This window comes from Azospirillum sp. SYSU D00513 (genome assembly GCF_017356015.1).
Lineage (GTDB): Bacteria > Pseudomonadota > Alphaproteobacteria > Azospirillales > Azospirillaceae > Azospirillum.
This window is the reverse complement of record NZ_JAFIQV010000045.1, coordinates 1-16,639: the sequence shown is the minus strand read 5'-3', so window position 1 is coordinate 16,639 and position 16,639 is coordinate 1. Positions and strand designations below refer to the sequence as shown.

Genomic DNA, 16,639 nt, shown 5'->3' with positions numbered 1-16,639 from the left:
ATCTCCGGAACGGGGTCGCGCTCACAACCTGAGGTTGCGTCACTTGGACGTCAAGCTGATAATGGCGGGGCCAAGGATAACGATGAACAACGCTGGCAGGAAGAAAAGTATCATCGGGACGGTCAGTTTGGCCGGCAGCGCCGCAGCTTTCTTCTCCGCGACGGCCATGCGCGCGTTTCGGCTCTCCTCGGCGGAAACTTTCAGGGCGCGCGCCAGCGGCGTTCCGTATTTCTCCGCCTGGATCATGGTGGTGCAGACGGCCTTCACTTCTGGAAGCCCGGTGCGCAGGTAAAGATTGTCCAACGCCTGCCGGCGGTCCGTCATGTAGGCCAGTTCCGCCGTGGCCAGTTCGAATTCCTCGGCGATCTCGGGGGCCGCCGATCCGAACTCCTGCGCCACCCGGCCGAAGGCTGCCTCCAAGGACAGACCTGATTCCACGCAGATCAGCAACAGGTCGAGTGCGTCCGGAAAGGCATGGGCGAGCACCATCTGGCGCTTCTGGATCGCGTTGGTCGTCAGGAGCGCCGGAAGCAGGAAGGCAAAGAGCGTCGCTCCTCCGACGAACAGGGCCTTCTTCAGTCCGCTGAACTGGTAGAGGCTTGTCCCGAACAGCACATAGGCGGCGAAGCCGCCGAGCAGCAGGGGGCCTGCGAAGCGCGCGAACAGATAGACCGGCACCGCGTTCGGGTTGCGCCAGCCGGCCTGAACCAGCTTGGTCCGAAGCCCGTCTCCGGCCAGCCGCTCGCGCAGCTTCAGACCGTCCACGAGACGGCGCACCAGGGTGGATTCGGTGCGGCGCAGCTTGGACCGGCGTTGCTGAACCTCCACTTGGCGAGCCCGCAGTTCGCGCCGCCGGTCCCCGACCGCCCGCAGGCGGGCGGCCATCGGATCAGGCCGGATGTAGGGCAGCAGGATGCCGACCAGCGCCAGCAGGACCGCGAGGGCGGACACCGCGGTGATCACGAAGGTCGGTTCCAGGAGTGCGTCCGCCATGCCCGACTGCCCGTCTAGAAACCGAAATTGATCATTTTGCGCATGACCAGCACCCCGATGGTCATCCACAGCAGGCAACCGAGCAGCATGACGTTTCCGGTGCGCTCCGAGAACAGGACCCACATGTATTCGGGATTGACCAGCGTCAGGCCGGCGCAGACCACGAAGGGAAGCGACCCGATGATGGCGGCCGAGGCCTTGGCCTCGGACGAGATCGCCGCGATCTTGTCGCGCAGCCGCTTGCGCCCGCGCAGGACACCCGAAAGGTTGTCGAGCGTCGCGGCGAGATTTCCGCCGGTCTGCTGCTGGATCAGCAGGACGATCGCGAAGAACTGCATCTCCGTCACCGGCATGCGTTCCAGGCCGCGCTCCAGCGCCTGCTTCAGCGTCATGCCGACGCGCTGGCTCTCGTTCAGGAACTGGAACTCCGGCCCGACCGGGTCGGGCGATTCCCGCGCGACGATGCGCAGGCTCTCGCCCACCGGCAGGCCGGAGCGCACGCCGCGCACGAGGATGTCCAGCGCGTCCGCGAAATGCTGGGTAAAGCGCGCCTGCCGCCGCCGAATGACGATCCGGAGCGCCATGCGCGGCAACAGCAGCCCCGCGCCGGCGGCGGGCAGCGGGCACAGCAGCGGGGGAAGCCCCGCCAGCCAGGCGATCCCGCCGACCGCAGCCGCCAGCCCCATGCTGCCCGCCATGAACCCTCGCAGGGTCAGCGCCAGCCCGGATTGCAGGAGCAGTTGCGGGACCGTGTCGCGGCGCGCCCGCTGGCGCTGGTTTTCCAGTTCGCGCAGCTTCGCCTGGATCAGGCGCCGGCGCATCACGCCCTCGCTCACCCCGCCCGCCCCGCCCCTCGAGGCGAAGGACAGGGCCATCGCGTTCAGCCGCCGGCGCATGTGCGCGCGGTCCGACCGCGCGAACTGGTGGAACAGGGCCGCCGCCAGCGCGGCGAGCACGGCAAGGGTCAGGGTGAGGAGCGGCAGCATGTCAGCCGGCCTCCTCCAGCGCGGCGAACAGTTCGCGGTCCAGCCCGAAATAGCGGGCCTTCTCCATGAACTGCGGCCGCAGCCCCGTGGAACGGTGCCGGCCCAGGACCCGGCCGCGCTCGTCCTCGCCCGCGAAATCGTAGACGAAGAGGTCCTGCATGACGATGACGTCGCCCTCCATGCCCACGACCTCGGTGATGTGGGTGATCTTGCGCGTGCCGTCGCGCAGGCGGGACGCCTGAACGATGACGTCGATGGCCGAGGCGATCTGCTCGCGCACCGCGCGGATGGGCAGGTTGAAGCCGCCCATGGCGATCATGTTCTCCAGCCGGCTGGTCGCCTCGCGCGGGGTGTTGGCGTGCAGCGTGCCCATGGAGCCGTCATGGCCGGTGTTCATCGCCTGCAGCAGGTCGAAGGCCTCCGGCCCGCGCACCTCGCCGACGATGATCCGCTCCGGCCGCATGCGCAGGCAGTTCTTGACGAGGTCGCGCATCAGCACCTCGCCCGCCCCTTCCAGGTTCTTCGGGCGGGTTTCCAGCCGGACCACATGCGGCTGCTGGAGTTGCAGCTCCGCCGCGTCCTCGCAGGTGACGATGCGTTCGCCCGGATCGATGTAGCGCGTCAGGCAGTTCAGCAGCGTCGTCTTGCCGGAGCCGGTGCCGCCGGAGATCAGGATGTTGCAGCGGCTGGCCGCGGCGATGCGCAGGACCGTGGCGCAGGCGGGCGACGCGGAGCCGAACTCCACGAGCTTGTCGAGGGTCAGCTTCTCGCGCTTGAACTTGCGGATGGTCAGGGTCGGGCCGTCGAGCGCCAGCGGCGGGGCGATGACGTTGACGCGGGAGCCGTCGAGAAGGCGGGCGTCGCAGATGGGGTTGGATTCGTCCACCCGGCGGCCGACGGCGCTGACGATCCGCTGGCAGATGTTCATCAGCTGCGCGTTGTCGCGGAACCGGATCGGGGTCAGCTCGATCCGGCCGTCCACCTCGATGTAGACCTTGTCGGCACCGTTCACCATGATGTCGGCGATGTCGTCGCGCATCAGAAGGGGCTCCAGCGGCCCCAGCCCCAGCACGTCGTTGCAGATGTCGCCGACCAGCTCCTCCTCCTTGGAGGGGCTGAGAACGTAGCCCTTGACGTGGATGATCTCGCGGCAGATGTCGCCCAGCTCGTCCCGCTTGGCCTTGCCGTCCAGCCGGTTCAGCTCGGTCAGGTCGATGGTGTCGAGCAGGGACTCGAACACCTTCGTCTTGACCTCGTAATAGCCGTCGTCGTTGGCACGCCGCTCGCTCGGTTCCGAAGGCTCCGCGGCCGGGACCGCCGCCGGCGTGGCCGGCGCAGGTGGAGGCGGCGGCACCTCGCTCCGGGCGGGTGCCGAGGTGGGTGCTGCAGCCGGTAAGGGAGCGCTGCGTCGGCCGAACATGGCGGTTACCCCGCCTTGCGGGCCGGGCGCCCGCCGAGGAAGCGTTCGAGCCGCAGCTTCGACAGCAGGCCGCCGGCCTGTTTCGGCCGCGCGCCGGGCGCGGCTTGACCGGCCAGCCCGGCGGCGAACTGGCGCAGCGCCAGTGCCGCGCGGGAGCGCGGCCGCACCTGGGCGATCATCCGGCCGGCACTGGAGGCGGCCCGCAGCGCGTCACGGTCCTCCGGGATCTCGACGGCCTTGGCGGCGCCCAGCGTGCGCAGGAACTCGGCCATGTCGATAACCGGCGGCCCGCCGGCCCCGCCGCCGGTCAGCAGCAGGTGCGGGGCCGCGGCACCAGGACGTTCCGCCGCCAGCCAGTCCGTCAGGTTGCGCGTGTTGCGCAGGCCGGGCAGGTCGAGCGGCGCCACGACCACCACCGTGTCGGCGATCCGCAAGGCCCGCTGCACCCATCCCGTCCACTGGTGCGGCAGGTCGAGGACGACCCAGCGCGCCTGGCCCCGAAGCGCCTCGGCCATGCTTTGCAGGCGGTCCGCCTCCACCCGCCCGTCGGCGTCGAGTGCCGCCGGGGCCGCCAGAAGCTGAAGGCGCTCGTCGTAGCGGACGGCGCAGCGCTGAAGGAACAGCTCGTTGATCTGGTCCGGGTCGTTCAGCGCGTTGCGGACTCCGACGCCCGTGTCGATGTTGACGGCGAGGTCGCCGGCCCCGAAATGCAGGTCGAGATCGACGAGGATGGCTTCGGCGTCCGACAGTTCAGCCAGCGTGTGGGCCAGGTTGCAGGCGATGGTCGAGCTGCCGCAGCCGCCCTTGGCGCCGACGACGGCGACGATCTCCCCCTTGGAGGCGCGCTCCGGATCCTCGAACAGGTCACGCACCGCGTCCGCCAGCCGGGCGGGGTCCAGCGGCAGGCGCAGGTAATCGGCAACCCCCTGCCGGCGCAGCAGCCGGTACATGTCCACATCGTTGGTGGGTCCCAGCAGGATCAGGTTCGAGCCGACCGAGCACAGCTCCGCCAGGGCGGCCACCTGCGCCAGAAGCGCCTCGCCGCCGTCCGCGGCTGCGTCCCCCGTCTCGATGACGATCAGCGCCGGGGAGGACTCGCCGGCATAGCGCTCCTCCGCCGCGGCGAAGCCGCCGGGGATCAGGGTCGGAGTGATCTTGCCGAGCCGGTGGTCGCGGAAGGCCGTTCCCAGCGCCTCCCCGGTTTCCTTGCTCGTCACGAAACAGTGGGCTTGCACGCGCAGCATGACACCCTCACGGCCGGCTGGCCGCCGGCGCCGCTCCACCGGACGAGGCACCCTGCTGGGCGGCCCCGCCGGCGGACGGTCCGCGGCGGTAACGGTTGACGACGGCGGCGCCGCGCGTGGCATCGCGGCTGCCGTTCGGCCGCGGCCCCAGGAGATCGGCGGGGTTGGCGACCATGGCTCCCAGGTTTCCGCGCGTCGCGCAGCCGAAGGCCGGTCCCGGAAAGTTCGGGATCTTGCCGAAGCTGGGCATCTCCGGCGCGCATTCCGGGATCGCGGCGACCGCGCGGTCGAAACGCAGCCAGACGCCTGGCGTACCGGTGCCGGGTGGCGCCAGGGCGATCGCCTCCGGGTCGGCGCCGACGCCCCGCACCTTGGCGGCCAGGGCCGCCGCCAGCCGTCCGCGCGCCCTGGGCGGCAGGGACGGTGCCTCCACCGTCAGGGGACCCCAGCCTTCGTCGCGCCACAGGGCGAGGAAGCCCGGCAGGTCGCCGGGCGCGCCGCCAATTGCGCCAGACGAATCAACCGTCAATTGCAGATACCGCGGTTCGCGCGCGACGGTGATCTGCGGAGGTTCGGAGAGGGGTGGAAAGCTCCGCCCGCAGGCCGAAAGGACGAGCACGGCCAGCATGGAACCGAAAAGGGCCGAACGGGACCGGGTCATGGCTGCTTCCAATCCAGGATGTAGCCGGCGCCTTCCGCCGCGACGGCCGGCCGCTTCTGGGCCGCCGCCGGATAGCGCTGGTACAGCTTGCCGAAGAAGTAGCGGTTGAGGTCGTTCGTCTCCTGGAACCCCCTGGCCGGATCGCTCAGCCGCTGGGGGCCGGTCGGACGGACGATGTAGGGCACGGCGATGACCACCAGTTCGGACTGGTCGCTCAGGAACTCGCTGCTGCGGAACAGCGCCCCGATGATGGGGAGGTCGGCCAGGGCCGGCAGGCCGCGGAGCTGGTTGGAGGAGTCGTTGCGCAGCAGCCCGCCGAGCACAAGGCTGCCGCCGCTGGGGATCTCCACCGCCGTTTCAGCCCGGCGGACCGTGAGGCCGGGGATCTCGATGTCGGCCAGCCGGAAGGCGCCCTCGCTGGATAGCGCGCTGACCTCGGTCGCGATGCGCATACTGACCCGCCCGCCGTCCAGCACGACCGGCGTGAATTTCAGGCTGACGCCGAAAGGCTTGAACTCCAGGGTGATGTTGCCGTTGTCGTCCCGCGCGACGGGAATGGGGAATTCGCCGCCGGCCAGGAAATTGGCGGACTCGCCGGACATGGCCGTCAGGTTCGGCTCCGCCAGCGTCTTGATGTAGCCGTCGGACTCCAGCGCCTCGATCATGGCCGACAGGTTGAGGAACCCGCCTATGTTGCCCGTCACCAAGGCCTGGCTGAACTGGTCGAGGAACACTCCCGATCCGCCGGGGATGCCGCTCTGGAAAAAGTCGCCGGACACGCCCCGTCCCCTCGCGCCCAGGCTGATGCCCAGCCTCTTGGCGACGCTGCGCCGCATCTCGGTGACCCGCACCTGGATCAGCACCTGCTCCGGACGGCCGACGCGCAGCATGTTGATCACGCCCGCGTCATTCTCCACGAAGCGCCTGGCCAGCCGGCGGGCGTCTTCCGCCATTTCCGAGGAGCCGACCTCGCCGGACAGGACGACGTCCCCGTTGAGCGACCGGATGTTGATCGCCGCGTCGGGCATCAGGTCGGAGATGGCCTTGCGCAACGCCGACAGATCCTTCTCGACCCGGATGTCGAGCGACAGCAGCCGCCGGCCGTTCGCGTCCAGGAAGAAGGCGTTGGTGTCGCCCGGCTTGACGCCGATGAGATAGGCGAGGCGCGGGGTCTTGATCACGATCTCGGCGACGGCCGGATCGGCGATGAGAACGTCGCTCGCGTCTGCCGGCAGCGAGACCATGACCGCCTTGGTCGTGGTCAGTTCGATCTGCCGGTCGCCCGACAGGGCGACAATCGGCGCCTGGGCGGCGGCCGGGAACGGCGCGAAGGAAAAAACGGCTGCGAGACACGCCAGGCAAAGGGAAAACCCACCCCGCAGCCCCCATTCCCGCAGGCCCGGCATGGCGTCCTTCAGGCTCGAAGAGAATCTGCGCCGGATCGCTATGGTCAGGTTGGGCACTGCGTCGTCACCGGGGGCATAGGAGGAAAGGCGAAGTCTGCGGCGGATGTTTGCCCGGCAATGCTTTCCAGCCGGTTAAATTCCGGCCGGCACGGCGCGGTCCTTTCCCGATCCGTCCTCCCCCTGTCGAAGATTCAGCCCGCCCGCCGTCCCGGCTCGCCGTCCAGGCGCCGCTGCACGACGACGCCGTACCAGCCCAGCCCCCGGTAGGTCTCATAGCCGGGGGTGAGGGCGAAGCCGACGACGGTTCCGTCCGGTTCGGCGTAGAAGCCCTGGGGCTTGCCCTCGGTCTTCAGGGGGAAGCTCTCCGTCAGCAGCCCCGCCCCGTCCGACGCGGCGATGACGCGCAAGCGGCTGTCGAGCAGCAGGCAGCGGGTCGCGGCGCGCTCCTCCTCTGTCAGGCGCACGCTGTCCACGACCGTCTGCGACTGCGGCTGCCAGTCGAAGAAGACCGCCAGCACGCCGAGTGCCGCCCCGCTGTCCTCGCCGCCCTCCCGGATGGAAGCCGCGTAGGTCGCGACCGGCCGACCGTCCAGCATCCCGTTGCAGGCGATGTCGGCGACGGCGAAACGCGCCCCGTCCTCGGCGGCCATTGCCTCCCGGAACCAGGGCTCGGTCGCGACGGACGCGCCCGCCGCGCGCGGGTAGCGGTCGGGGCGGCCGGTCGCCACCACCGTCCCCTGCCGGTCGGTGACCCAGAGGTCGAGATAGACCGTGTAGTTCTTGAGAATGACCCCGAGCCGCCGGGCGGCGTGGGCGCGCCGCTCCGCAGTAGGGTTGGCGAGGCTGTCCACCACCGCGCTGTCGGTCGCCCACCAGCGCACGTCGCAGGACCGCTCGTAGAGGTTCCGGTCGATGAGGTCGATCATGTTCAAGGACAGGTCGGCCAGCCGCCCGCCGCGCAGCTGGGACACCATGCGGCGCCCGAGCGTGTCGAGGGCGGCGGTCTGTTCCTGGAGGCGTCCCCGCAGGTCGGCGGCGATGCCGTCGATGCGCTCGGAGATGGCTTTCACCTCCTGCGCCACCACGGCGAAGCCGCGCCCGGCCTCGCCCGCGCGGGTGGCCTCGATCAGCGCGTTGAGCGCCAGGATCTTGGTCGAGCGGGTGACGGACTGAATTTCGTCCATCTTGCCGGCGGCGAGGTCCGAGACCGCTTTTGAGAGCGCGAGGATCCTCTCGGGCATGGGTGCTTCCTTCATGATGGGCGTGGGCACGGCTGAGGTGGCGGACCGGAAGGCCGAAAGGCCGCCGTATCCTCCGTGATCTTGGGCAGCGTTGCCCCACCCCCGCCCCGACGCCGGAAGGAGGCTTGGCGAAGCCCCTTCTGGACTTCGGCTTGAGTGCGGACCTGTCAGCAAGACACATGCCATGGCCTGGGATCGGGACGGCGCCAGACGGGGCAGGCATGCAAGTTTTGGCCGCCGGGCTTTTCCTGGCTCTTTCTTGGGCATTTAAAACAGAGACAGGCCACTCCTTGGGCAGTCTTGGGAGTCACGCCTACGCCCGCATGGCTCGGCGTCAGGCCGGGACGTTCATCTCCGGCCCGAAGCCGAGACCCGCCACGAAGGCGTTCCAGGCCTCCGGCTTCAGGGCGCCGCCGGTGGCCTGCTCGTGCCCGTTCGCAAAATGGTCGCCCGCGTCCGGTGGCGCGTGGTCCTTCAGGAACGCGATCAGGTTCACGCCGGTGGCGCTGCGGGCGGCGAAATGCACCCAGCCGGGGCGGTAGCCCGGGTTCGCGGCGATGACGATGCGGTCCTTGAGCCGGGAGCGCCAGGACTGCGCGACCAGCGGGTGGATCTGGCAGGGGGAGTCGAGCCGGATCAGGGCGACGGGGCCGGCGATCCGGGGCGCCACCTTCCGCCCCACCTCCAGCGCGGCCTTGACCTCGTCCCGCGCGCGGTGCAGCGCCTCGATCTCCGGGTGCGCCCCCGACAGGAGGTCCTTCGGGCTGTCCGCCTTCATCAGCAGCGCCAGCGCGGGCGACGCGTCCCCGGATGCCGCGCGCCGGGGCGCGTTGACGAGCGACACCGTCTCGCGCAGCGCGGTCGCCCCGAAGCGTTTGCGCGCGGCGGCCAGCTCCGGGAAGCCCGCCTTGTCGCCATAGTCGCCGATCAGCCCGACCGCGGCGAGCCACAGCAGGTCGTCCACATCCCCCAGCCCCTGCGCGCACCAATGGGCGAGCAGGCTCGATGAAGGGGTCGGCCCCAGCCCGTAGCCGGAGATCACCGTGGCATCCTGCGGCGGCGTTCCGACCGGAACATGATGGTCGATGAGGACCGTCGGCACGCCCGGCGCGACGGGTTCCCCGCGCACCCCCAGGTCGGCGACGATCAGCCCGCCGGGAGCGCCCGTCCGCACCTCCCCGGCGATCTCCGGCGACCAGGGATTCTCACCGCGCCCGACGATGCGCGTCTCGCAGGGCCGGGAGACGCGGGCGAGTGCCCGCAGCAGCAGGGCGGCCGCGGACAGCCCGTCCGCATCGTGGTGCGCCAGAAGGAGGGTGGGCCGGCCCTCGCCGAAGCGGTCCAGCGCCCGCGCGAAGCCGGCCCGCTGCCTGGAAATCCACCCTTCGTCGATCATCGCGCACCCTGCCCCTTCCCCATATCCGCCCTCCAACTCTCCGGCGGCCTCGTGGTTCCAAAGCGAGGGCCGTGGGGGGCTTCGCAGAACGCATGGGTGGGGCGAACGGAAATGGGTCGTCCGGGCGCTTGAGCCGCCTCCCGCCGGTCGCCATCTAGGCGGCTTCACGCCATTCCGGGACGCCATGACCCTGCACATCCTCAAGACCGCCGTCGGCATCAAGGACATCGACGGGCTGCGGCGGCGCCAGTCCCACAAGGTGCTGCGCGACGGCGAGACCGCAACGCTTCCCAGCATCACCCGCCGCCGGCCGCGCCGCGCGGCGGAGCTGGACGAGGACAGCTGCGTCTATTGGGTCATCAAGGGCATGATCCGCGCGCGCCAGACGATCGTGGAGTTCATCGAGGCCTATGACGACGATGGGGACTGGATCGGGGTCTTCGTGCTCGACGCCGAGCTGGTCCCGGTCCGGCCGGTGGAGCGGAAGGGCTTCCAGGGCTGGCACTATCTGGAGGGCGAGGCCGTCCCGCGCGACGCCCGTCCGGGCGATGAGGCCGATGCCGAGGCCATGCCCGCCGACATGGAAGCCGAACTGAGGGAACTCGGTCTCCTGTAGACCGGCCCCGCCTCTTACGCCCGCTGCCAGCGCGACAGCAGCAGGGCGAGCCGGTCGAAGCCAAGATCGACGACCACGGCGAGGGCCGCGACCACGAGGGCGCCCTGGATGACGTAGGCCGGGTTCGCCCCGTTCAGCCCGACGATGATCGGCAGCCCCAGCGTCTTGGCCCCCACGGTAGAGGCGATGGCGGCTGTGCCGACGTTGATCGCCACCGCCGTGCGGAGGCCCGCGAGGATCACCGGGGCGGCCAGGGGAAGCTCGACGCGCAGGAGGATCGCCGCCGGCCGCATGCCCATGCCGCGCGCGCTCTCCAGCACGGGCGCCGGCACACCCTCCAGCCCGGCGATGGTGTTCTGCACGATCGGCAGCACGGCGTAGAGCGTCAGGGCGATCAGCGCCGGCGCGGCGCCGAACCCGACGGCGGGGACGGCGACGGCGAGGACGGCCACCGGCGGAAAGGTCTGCCCCGCGGTCGCCAGCGCCTCCACCAGGCCCCGGAACTCCGCCCCCCAGGGCCGCGTCACCGCCAGCCCTGCCAGAACGCCGGCCGCCGCCGCCGCGAGGCTCGACAGCCCGACCAGCGCCATGTGGTCGGCGGCGAGCGCCGCGAAGCCGTCGCCTTCGTACATCGGCCGGTCGAGCGTCGGGTAGAGGGCGGCAAAGAAAGGCTTCAGCAGCGGCATGCCATACAGCAGGAGGACCAGCGCCAGCACCGCCAGGACGAGCCGGTCGGCCAGCAGCCCGAAGACCTGCCAAAACCTTCGGCCGGTCATGACCGGACCAGATCCGCCAGATGCAAGACGCCGGCCGGGCGACCCTCGGCGTCCATGACCGGAAGCCGGTCCACCCCGCGCGCGATCATCTCCGACAGGGCGCGGCGCAGGGGCATGTCGCCGGGCAGCGGTTCGCCGGGCGGTTGCTCGCTGGGTGGGGGCGCGTCCGGCCGGGCGCGCTCGCCCGCCGTCTCCACCGCGAGCCGCTTCAGGCCCCACTCCTCGCGGCCGACGAGGTCGCGCACGAAGCCGTCCGCCGGGCGCGTCAGGATCTCCCGCGGCGTGGCGTGCTGGACCAGCCGCCCCTGCTCCAGCACGGCGATCCGGTCGGCGAGCGCCAGCGCCTCGTCCATGTCGTGGGTGACGAAGAGGATCGTCTTGCCGGTCTTGCGGTGGATCTGCGCCAGCTCCGTCCTGAGGGTGCCGCGCGTGATCGGGTCGAGCGCGCTGAAGGGCTCGTCCATCAGCAGCACCGGCGGGTCGCCGGCCAGTGCCCGCGCCACCCCGACCCGCTGCTGCTGCCCGCCGGAGAGCTGGTGCGGGTAGAGGCCGCGGAAACGATCCGGGTCGAGGTTCAGGAGCCGCATCAGCGCGTCCACCCGCTCGCGCACCCGCGCCCTGGGCCAGCCCAGCAGGACCGGGACCGTCGCGATGTTGCGCGCGACGGTCCAGTGCGGAAAGAGTCCGACGGACTGGATGACGTAGCCCATGCGCCGGCGCAGGGCCTCCGGGGCAAGGCCGGCGATGTCCTCCCCGGCGACGCGGACGGCACCCGCGTCCGGCGCCGCCAGCCGGTTGACCATGCGCAGCAGCGTGGACTTGCCCGATCCCGAGGGACCGACCAGCACGCAGAACTCCCCCTCCTCCACCGCGAGGGACACGCCGTCCACCGCCGTCCAGGAGCCGAAGCGCTTCGTCACCCCCTCGAAGGCGATCATGGGGCGCGTCATACCGCCCTCCTCCCGCCGGGCAGCGGGAGCAGCGCCTCGGCCAGCCGCAGCAGCGCGTCGGCGGCCAGAGCCAGCAGGATCACCGGCACGGCGCCCAGCAGGACGAGGTCGAGCGCGTTGGCGAACAGCCCCTGGAACATGATCGCCCCGAGCCCGCCCGCGCCGATCAGCGCCGCCACGGCGGCCAGCCCGACCGCCTGCACCAGCGTGATCCGAAAGCCGGCCAGCAGCACCGGCAGCGCCAGCGGCACGTCCACGCGCAGGAAGAGCTGCGCCGGCGTCATCCCCATGCCGCGCGCCGCCTCCCGCACGGGCTCCGGCACGCCGTCGAGCCCCGCCGCCGTGTTGCGGACGATCGGCAGCAGGGAATAGAGGGTCAGCGCGATGACCGCCGGCGCCATGCCAACTCCGGCGATCCCCAGCGACGGAAAGGCGGCGGACAGCGCCGATAGGGGCGCCAGCATCAGCCCGAACAGGGCGATGGACGGGATCGTCTGCACGATGTTCAGAACCGGGAAGAGGAGCCGCCCAACGGTGGGGCGGCGCTGTGCCAGGACGCCCAGAGGCAGGCCGAGCGCAAGGGTCGGGACCAGCGCCGCCGCGACGATGGCGCCATGCCGCAGGACCGCGTCGGAGAAGGCATCCCGGCGGTTGGCGTATTCCTTCAGGATGGAGAGCTGATCGAGTTGCCCGGCGGCCAGCGGTGCCGCCAGCAGCAGCGCGGTGGCGAGGCCGAGCGCGATGCGGCCGGGCGCCGGCAGGCCCAGCCGGCGCGCCCCGTCCAGGGCGGCGAGCAGCGCCGCGGCCTCCATCGCCCAGAATCCGCTGCCGAAGGAGGTGCGCGCCGCCGGGGGCGCCGTGGCCGCCAGCTCCGCCGCGTGGAGCCCCGCCAGCCAGAGCAGGCCGGCGCCGACCAGCAGGGCCGCGGCGACGGAGGCCGCCGTCGCGCCACGCGAGGGCCGCAGGAAGGGTACCGCCAACAGCACCGCGCCGGGCGCCAGCAGCGCGAGGCCCCGGGGCATCTCCAGCGCCGCCGCGAGCGCGATGCCCTGACCGGACAGCAGGCGGTTGGGCGCGAAGCTCAGGAAAGGCAGCGCCAGGGCCGCCACGGCGATGGCGGCGGCCAGCACGAACAGGACGCGGTTGCGGATCATCCCCGTGCCGCGCGCGCTCCCTGGTGGGCAATCATTTCAGGAAGCCCTTCGATGTCAGGTAGGAGGTGGCGACCTGCGCGATGTCCTGTCCCTCGACCGAGATCCGGGCGTTCAGCCCCCGCAGGGTTTCGGCGTCGAGCGAGGCGAAGACCGGCTCCAGCGCCTCTCGGATCTTCGGATGGGCGTCGAGCACCGACGCGCGGACGGTCGGCGCCGGCTCGTAGACCATCTGCGCGCCCTTCGTGTCCTCCATCACCACGAGCCCCAGCGCGGAGATGGCGCCGTCGGTCCCGTAGACCATGGCGGTGTTCACGCCGGAGGTGCCTTCCGCCGCCGCGCGGATCGTCGCGGCGGTGTCCCCGCCGGCCAGGACGAGGATCTGCTCCGGCAGCAGGGCGAAGCCGTAGGTGATCTGGAAGGACGGCAGGGCCGCCGGGCTCTCCACGAATTCCGCCGAGGCGGCGATCTTCGCCTTGCCGCCGGACCCGACCCATTTGGAGAAATCCTCCATGGTCTTCAGCCCGTTGGGCGCCGCCACGTCACCGCGCACCGCGATCGCCCAGGTGTTGTTGGCGGGCGCCGGCTTCAGCCAGACGATGTTGTTCTTCTCCCGGTCGAGCTGCCGGACCTTCTCGTAGCCGGCCCCGGCGCTCTTCCAGGCCGGGTCCTTGTCCATGTTGAAGAAGAAGGCGCCGTTGCCGGTGTATTCCGGATAGACGTCGATCTCGCCGGCGAGCAGCGCGCTGCGGACGATCTTCGTCGGGCCGAGCTGGATCTTGTTCTCCACGGGGATGCCGTTGGCCTGGAGCACCTGGAAGATCATGCTCCCGAGCAGGCCGCTCTCGGCGTCGAGCTTCGACCCCACCCGCACCGCGTCCGCGGCCTGGGCGCTCCCGGCGGCCAGGGCGAGCCCGACCATCAATGCAATCACCGTCCGCATCGCAAAGCCTTCTTCGTCCGTCTTGGGGAGAAGATGGACGAGCGTGCCGCCGCCAGCAACCCGGCCTTTCCGCCAAGCCGGCCACGGAGCCCCGGTCCCGGATCGTTGTCCCCTGGCCGGCGTTGAAGGCTGGCCCGCCTCTTCCGCGAAGAAAGGAAAGCGTCCCATGCGCACGGACAGGGTTCCGGAAACTGCCCACCTGCTCGGCTACGCCGGGCTGATCCCCTTCGCGGCCTCGGCCCTGGGCTGCCTGTTCCTGGACGGCGAATGGGCGGCATTCGCGCTCCGCTCGCTGATGGGCTACGGCGCGGTCATCCTGTCCTTCGTGGGGGCGGTCCATTGGGGTATCGGCCTCGCCGCCGCCGAACCCCGGCCGGCCCTGGCCTTGGTCTGGAGCAACGTGCCGTCCCTGCTCGGCTGGGCGGGGCTGCTGGTTGGGGGCGGCATCGGGCTGGCGGTGCTGGTCCTCGGCCTGCTGGCGGCGTGGGGCGTGGACCGGACCCTGGTGCGGCGGGGGCGGCTTCCGGACTGGTACGGGCGGCTGCGGACGCACCTCACCACCGGTGCCGTCCTCTCCCTGCTGGCCGGCTTCGCCGTCTGACGCCCTCTTAGGCGTTTTCCGCGGCCGGGATGATCTCCTCGGCCAGCAGCGCCTTCAGGTCTCCGACATGGCCGTCGGAGCGGGCCGGCCGGTTGGGGTCGGAGGTCACGACGACCGTCAGGCCGAGCGACGGCACGACATAGAGCATCTGCCCCCCGTAGCCGCGCGCGTAGGCGAAGGACCGCCCGCCCTCCTCCGCCAGGAACCAGCCATAGCCGTATTCGTCGCCGGAGAAGGGCGAGCGCGTGCGCGGCGTCCAGGACGCCTCCGCCCAGGCGGCGCTCAGCACGCGCTGGCCGTTCCAGAGCCCGCCGGCGCGCCACATCTCGCCGAAGCGGAACAGGTCGCGCGGCGACAGCAGCATGTTGTTGCCGCCCATGTAGAAGCCCTGCGGATCGCGGGTCCAGCCCGCCAGCCGGATGCCGAGCGGCTCGCCCAGCCAGTCCCGCGCGAGCGACAGCAGGTCGCGCCCGGCGGCCCGCGCGATCACCGCGCCCAGCACATGGGTCGTGCCCGTCGAGTAGATCATGCGCTCGCCGGGCTCCGCCACGAAGGGACGGCGCAGGGCGTAGGCGATCCAGTTCGGACTCTCGATCCAGCGCCCGTACAAGGGGCCGGAGGTTGGCTCCAGCCCGGCCTGGAGCGTGAGGAGCTGGGCGATGGTGATGGCGCGGACGCGGGGGTCGGCATCGCGTGGTATCAAGCCGGGTGCGGCCTCGGCGAGCGTCATGTCCACGCCCCGCAGGACGCCCCGGTCTATGGCCGCGCCCGCGAGCGACGCGACGATGGTCTTGGACACAGACTTCACGTTCACCGGCCGGTCGAGCGCCGGCCCACGGATCGCCTCCGCGACCGCGATGCGCCCATGCCTGCCGATGATCAGCCCACGGATCTGATCCAGCCGCGCCGCCCGGTCCACCGCCCGCCCCAGCCGAGCCGCGTCGAAGGCGGCGTCCGCCCCCGGTGCCTGCGCCATGTCCTGCGCCCGGGCGGACGGCACGAACGGCGGCAGCGCGCCCAGGGTGGCGGAGGCGACGGTGGCGGACAGCAGGGCGCGCCGCGACGGACGGGAAGGATAGGGCAGGGTTTTCATGGCCCCGAGCATGTGGGGTGCGCCCGCCCCGATCCAAGACGGCCCGGCCCCGCCGGCCGCCCGCCTCGCGCAACCGTTACCGGTGGATCGGGTCCTTCCAGAGAACCTGCTCCGGCGGCTCGACCGGCGTGATGTCGAGGTTGACCACGACCGGCTCCTGCCCGGACCGGACCAGGACGCATTCCAGCGGCTCGTCCGGGTTGGCGTTGATCTCCTGATGCGGGACATAGGGCGGCACGAAGATGAAGTCCCCCGGCCCGGCCTCCGCGGTGAACTCCAGCTTGTCGCCCCAGCGCATGCGCGCCCTGCCCTTCACGACATAGATCACGCTTTCCAGGTCGCCGTGATGGTGCGCCCCTGTCTTGGCGTTGGGATGGATCACCACCGTCCCCGCCCAGATCTTCTCCGCCCCGGCCCGCGCGTTGTTGATCGCCGTCGCCCGATTCATGCCCGGCGTCTGCGCCGTGTTCGGATCCAGCGCCCCGCCGGGAATGACCTTCACCCCATGCTCCCGCCAATCGACCGGCGCGCGCTCATGGCCGTGGGAGGGATGCTCAGGATAACCATCGTCGTGGGAATGGTCGTGCGGCATGGACCGTCCTCTCCTGTTCTGGCGCGCGGGGTCGGCGCGGCTGGATGCAAGTGAATGATAGAACGGGGGCGGCAGGGGCGGTAGCTCTCCGTGCGGAGCGGTTTTGACATGATACCGGGCGCCGGGAACAAACGGCTCAACGGCGCGCCGCACTTCGCACCCGCAAACAGAAAGTTGCTGTTAGGTAGTTTTTTGTCGGAGAGGCGAACTGCTTTCCAGTTGCTTTCCATGCGGCGTGATCCGCCGATTTGAAAAGCCGCCAACCCCTTGAAAAGCCTGGTAGGCCCGGCCGGATTTGAACCGACGACAACACCGTTATGAGCGGCGCGTTCTAACCACTGAACTACGGGCCCCCAGGGACGGCGAATATCGCCAGATTCTGCGGCGGACGCAACCCCGGAATCTCGGAATTCCGTGACCACCGGCAACCGCAGCGTGCCAACGCATGTGCCGTCACGCAAAGGCACACCCCCGCATGCGCAATCGGGATAGGGGGCGATCCTAGTGGACCGCACCCCTCCCACACCACCCGGCATGCGGGTCCGCACCGGGCGGTTCGAGGAGTTGAGG

General features: G+C 70.8%; 16 protein-coding genes and 1 tRNA gene. 2 read left to right on the top strand and 15 right to left on the bottom strand.

Translation table 11 applies throughout. The features are described 5' to 3' along the window. Positions 1–39: 39 nt before the first annotated feature. The 8 genes from JUB11_RS26010 to JUB11_RS25975 form a co-directional block, all read right to left on the bottom strand. Complete coding sequence (locus tag JUB11_RS26010) at positions 40–993, bottom strand: type II secretion system F family protein (RefSeq protein ID WP_207461704.1); 954 nt, start codon at positions 991–993, stop codon at positions 40–42. A 14-nt stretch (positions 994–1,007) separates the two neighbouring features. Continuing rightward, positions 1,008–1,979: a type II secretion system F family protein gene (locus JUB11_RS26005; RefSeq protein WP_207461703.1), complete on the bottom strand. Its 972-nt coding sequence runs from the start codon at positions 1,977–1,979 to the stop codon at positions 1,008–1,010. A 1-nt stretch (position 1,980) separates the two neighbouring features. Then, positions 1,981–3,399, bottom strand: coding sequence for a CpaF family protein (locus tag JUB11_RS26000; protein ID WP_207461702.1), 1,419 nt, complete (start codon positions 3,397–3,399; stop codon positions 1,981–1,983). 5 nt (positions 3,400–3,404) lie between these two features. Next, on the bottom strand, positions 3,405–4,643 hold the full coding sequence (locus JUB11_RS25995; protein ID WP_207461701.1) for a cellulose synthase operon protein YhjQ/BcsQ: 1,239 nt from the start codon (positions 4,641–4,643) through the stop codon (positions 3,405–3,407). Between the two features lie 7 nt (positions 4,644–4,650). Then, positions 4,651–5,304, bottom strand: a complete 654-nt coding sequence (locus tag JUB11_RS25990; RefSeq protein WP_207461700.1) for a CpaD family pilus assembly lipoprotein — start codon at positions 5,302–5,304, stop codon at positions 4,651–4,653. Continuing rightward, positions 5,301–6,710 (bottom strand): type II and III secretion system protein family protein, encoded by a 1,410-nt coding sequence (locus JUB11_RS25985; RefSeq protein WP_207461699.1) that lies wholly within the window; start codon positions 6,708–6,710, stop codon positions 5,301–5,303. Before JUB11_RS25985 ends, JUB11_RS25990 begins: the two co-directional genes overlap by 4 nt. A gap of 191 nt (positions 6,711–6,901) precedes the next feature. Next, positions 6,902–7,951, bottom strand: coding sequence for a methyl-accepting chemotaxis protein (locus JUB11_RS33305; RefSeq protein WP_207461698.1), 1,050 nt, complete (start codon positions 7,949–7,951; stop codon positions 6,902–6,904). Positions 7,952–8,285: 334 nt separating this feature from the next. After that, the gene (locus JUB11_RS25975) at positions 8,286–9,347 is read right to left on the bottom strand and encodes a hypothetical protein (RefSeq protein WP_207461697.1); all 1,062 of its coding nucleotides are present in this window, start codon (positions 9,345–9,347) and stop codon (positions 8,286–8,288) included. Between the two features lie 184 nt (positions 9,348–9,531). Here JUB11_RS25975 and JUB11_RS25970 point away from each other — a divergent pair, with 184 nt between their 5' ends. Continuing rightward, positions 9,532–9,963, top strand: a complete 432-nt coding sequence (locus tag JUB11_RS25970) for a DUF1489 family protein (RefSeq protein WP_207461696.1) — start codon at positions 9,532–9,534, stop codon at positions 9,961–9,963. Between the two features lie 14 nt (positions 9,964–9,977). Here JUB11_RS25970 and JUB11_RS25965 read toward each other — a convergent pair whose 3' ends face one another. The 4 genes from JUB11_RS25965 to JUB11_RS25950 are packed head-to-tail and all read right to left on the bottom strand — an operon-like array spanning position 9,978 to position 13,783. Beyond that, the gene (locus JUB11_RS25965; protein ID WP_207461695.1) at positions 9,978–10,739 is read right to left on the bottom strand and encodes an ABC transporter permease; all 762 of its coding nucleotides are present in this window, start codon (positions 10,737–10,739) and stop codon (positions 9,978–9,980) included. Next, positions 10,736–11,689, bottom strand: coding sequence for an ABC transporter ATP-binding protein (locus JUB11_RS25960; protein WP_348771507.1), 954 nt, complete (start codon positions 11,687–11,689; stop codon positions 10,736–10,738). Before JUB11_RS25960 ends, JUB11_RS25965 begins: the two co-directional genes overlap by 4 nt. Next, a complete protein-coding gene (locus JUB11_RS25955; protein ID WP_207461694.1) occupies positions 11,686–12,843 on the bottom strand; it encodes an ABC transporter permease in 1,158 nt (385 codons plus the stop codon). The genes JUB11_RS25960 and JUB11_RS25955 overlap by 4 nt, the downstream gene beginning before the upstream one ends. Before the next feature lie 31 nt (positions 12,844–12,874). After that, positions 12,875–13,783: an ABC transporter substrate-binding protein gene (locus tag JUB11_RS25950; protein WP_207461693.1), complete on the bottom strand. Its 909-nt coding sequence runs from the start codon at positions 13,781–13,783 to the stop codon at positions 12,875–12,877. Between the two features lie 166 nt (positions 13,784–13,949). Between JUB11_RS25950 and JUB11_RS25945 the strand changes: the two genes are divergently transcribed. After that, on the top strand, positions 13,950–14,384 hold the full coding sequence (locus tag JUB11_RS25945; protein WP_207461692.1) for a DUF3429 domain-containing protein: 435 nt from the start codon (positions 13,950–13,952) through the stop codon (positions 14,382–14,384). Positions 14,385–14,391: 7 nt separating this feature from the next. On the opposite strand, the gene JUB11_RS25940 is transcribed toward JUB11_RS25945, so the two are convergent. The 3 genes from JUB11_RS25940 to JUB11_RS25930 form a co-directional block, all read right to left on the bottom strand. After that, positions 14,392–15,489 (bottom strand): serine hydrolase, encoded by a 1,098-nt coding sequence (locus tag JUB11_RS25940; RefSeq protein WP_247887331.1) that lies wholly within the window; start codon positions 15,487–15,489, stop codon positions 14,392–14,394. A 64-nt stretch (positions 15,490–15,553) separates the two neighbouring features. Further along, positions 15,554–16,069: a cupin domain-containing protein gene (locus JUB11_RS25935; RefSeq protein WP_207461691.1), complete on the bottom strand. Its 516-nt coding sequence runs from the start codon at positions 16,067–16,069 to the stop codon at positions 15,554–15,556. Between the two features lie 277 nt (positions 16,070–16,346). Next, positions 16,347–16,422: transfer RNA gene (locus JUB11_RS25930), tRNA-Met, on the bottom strand. Between the last annotated feature and the right edge of the window lie 217 nt (positions 16,423–16,639).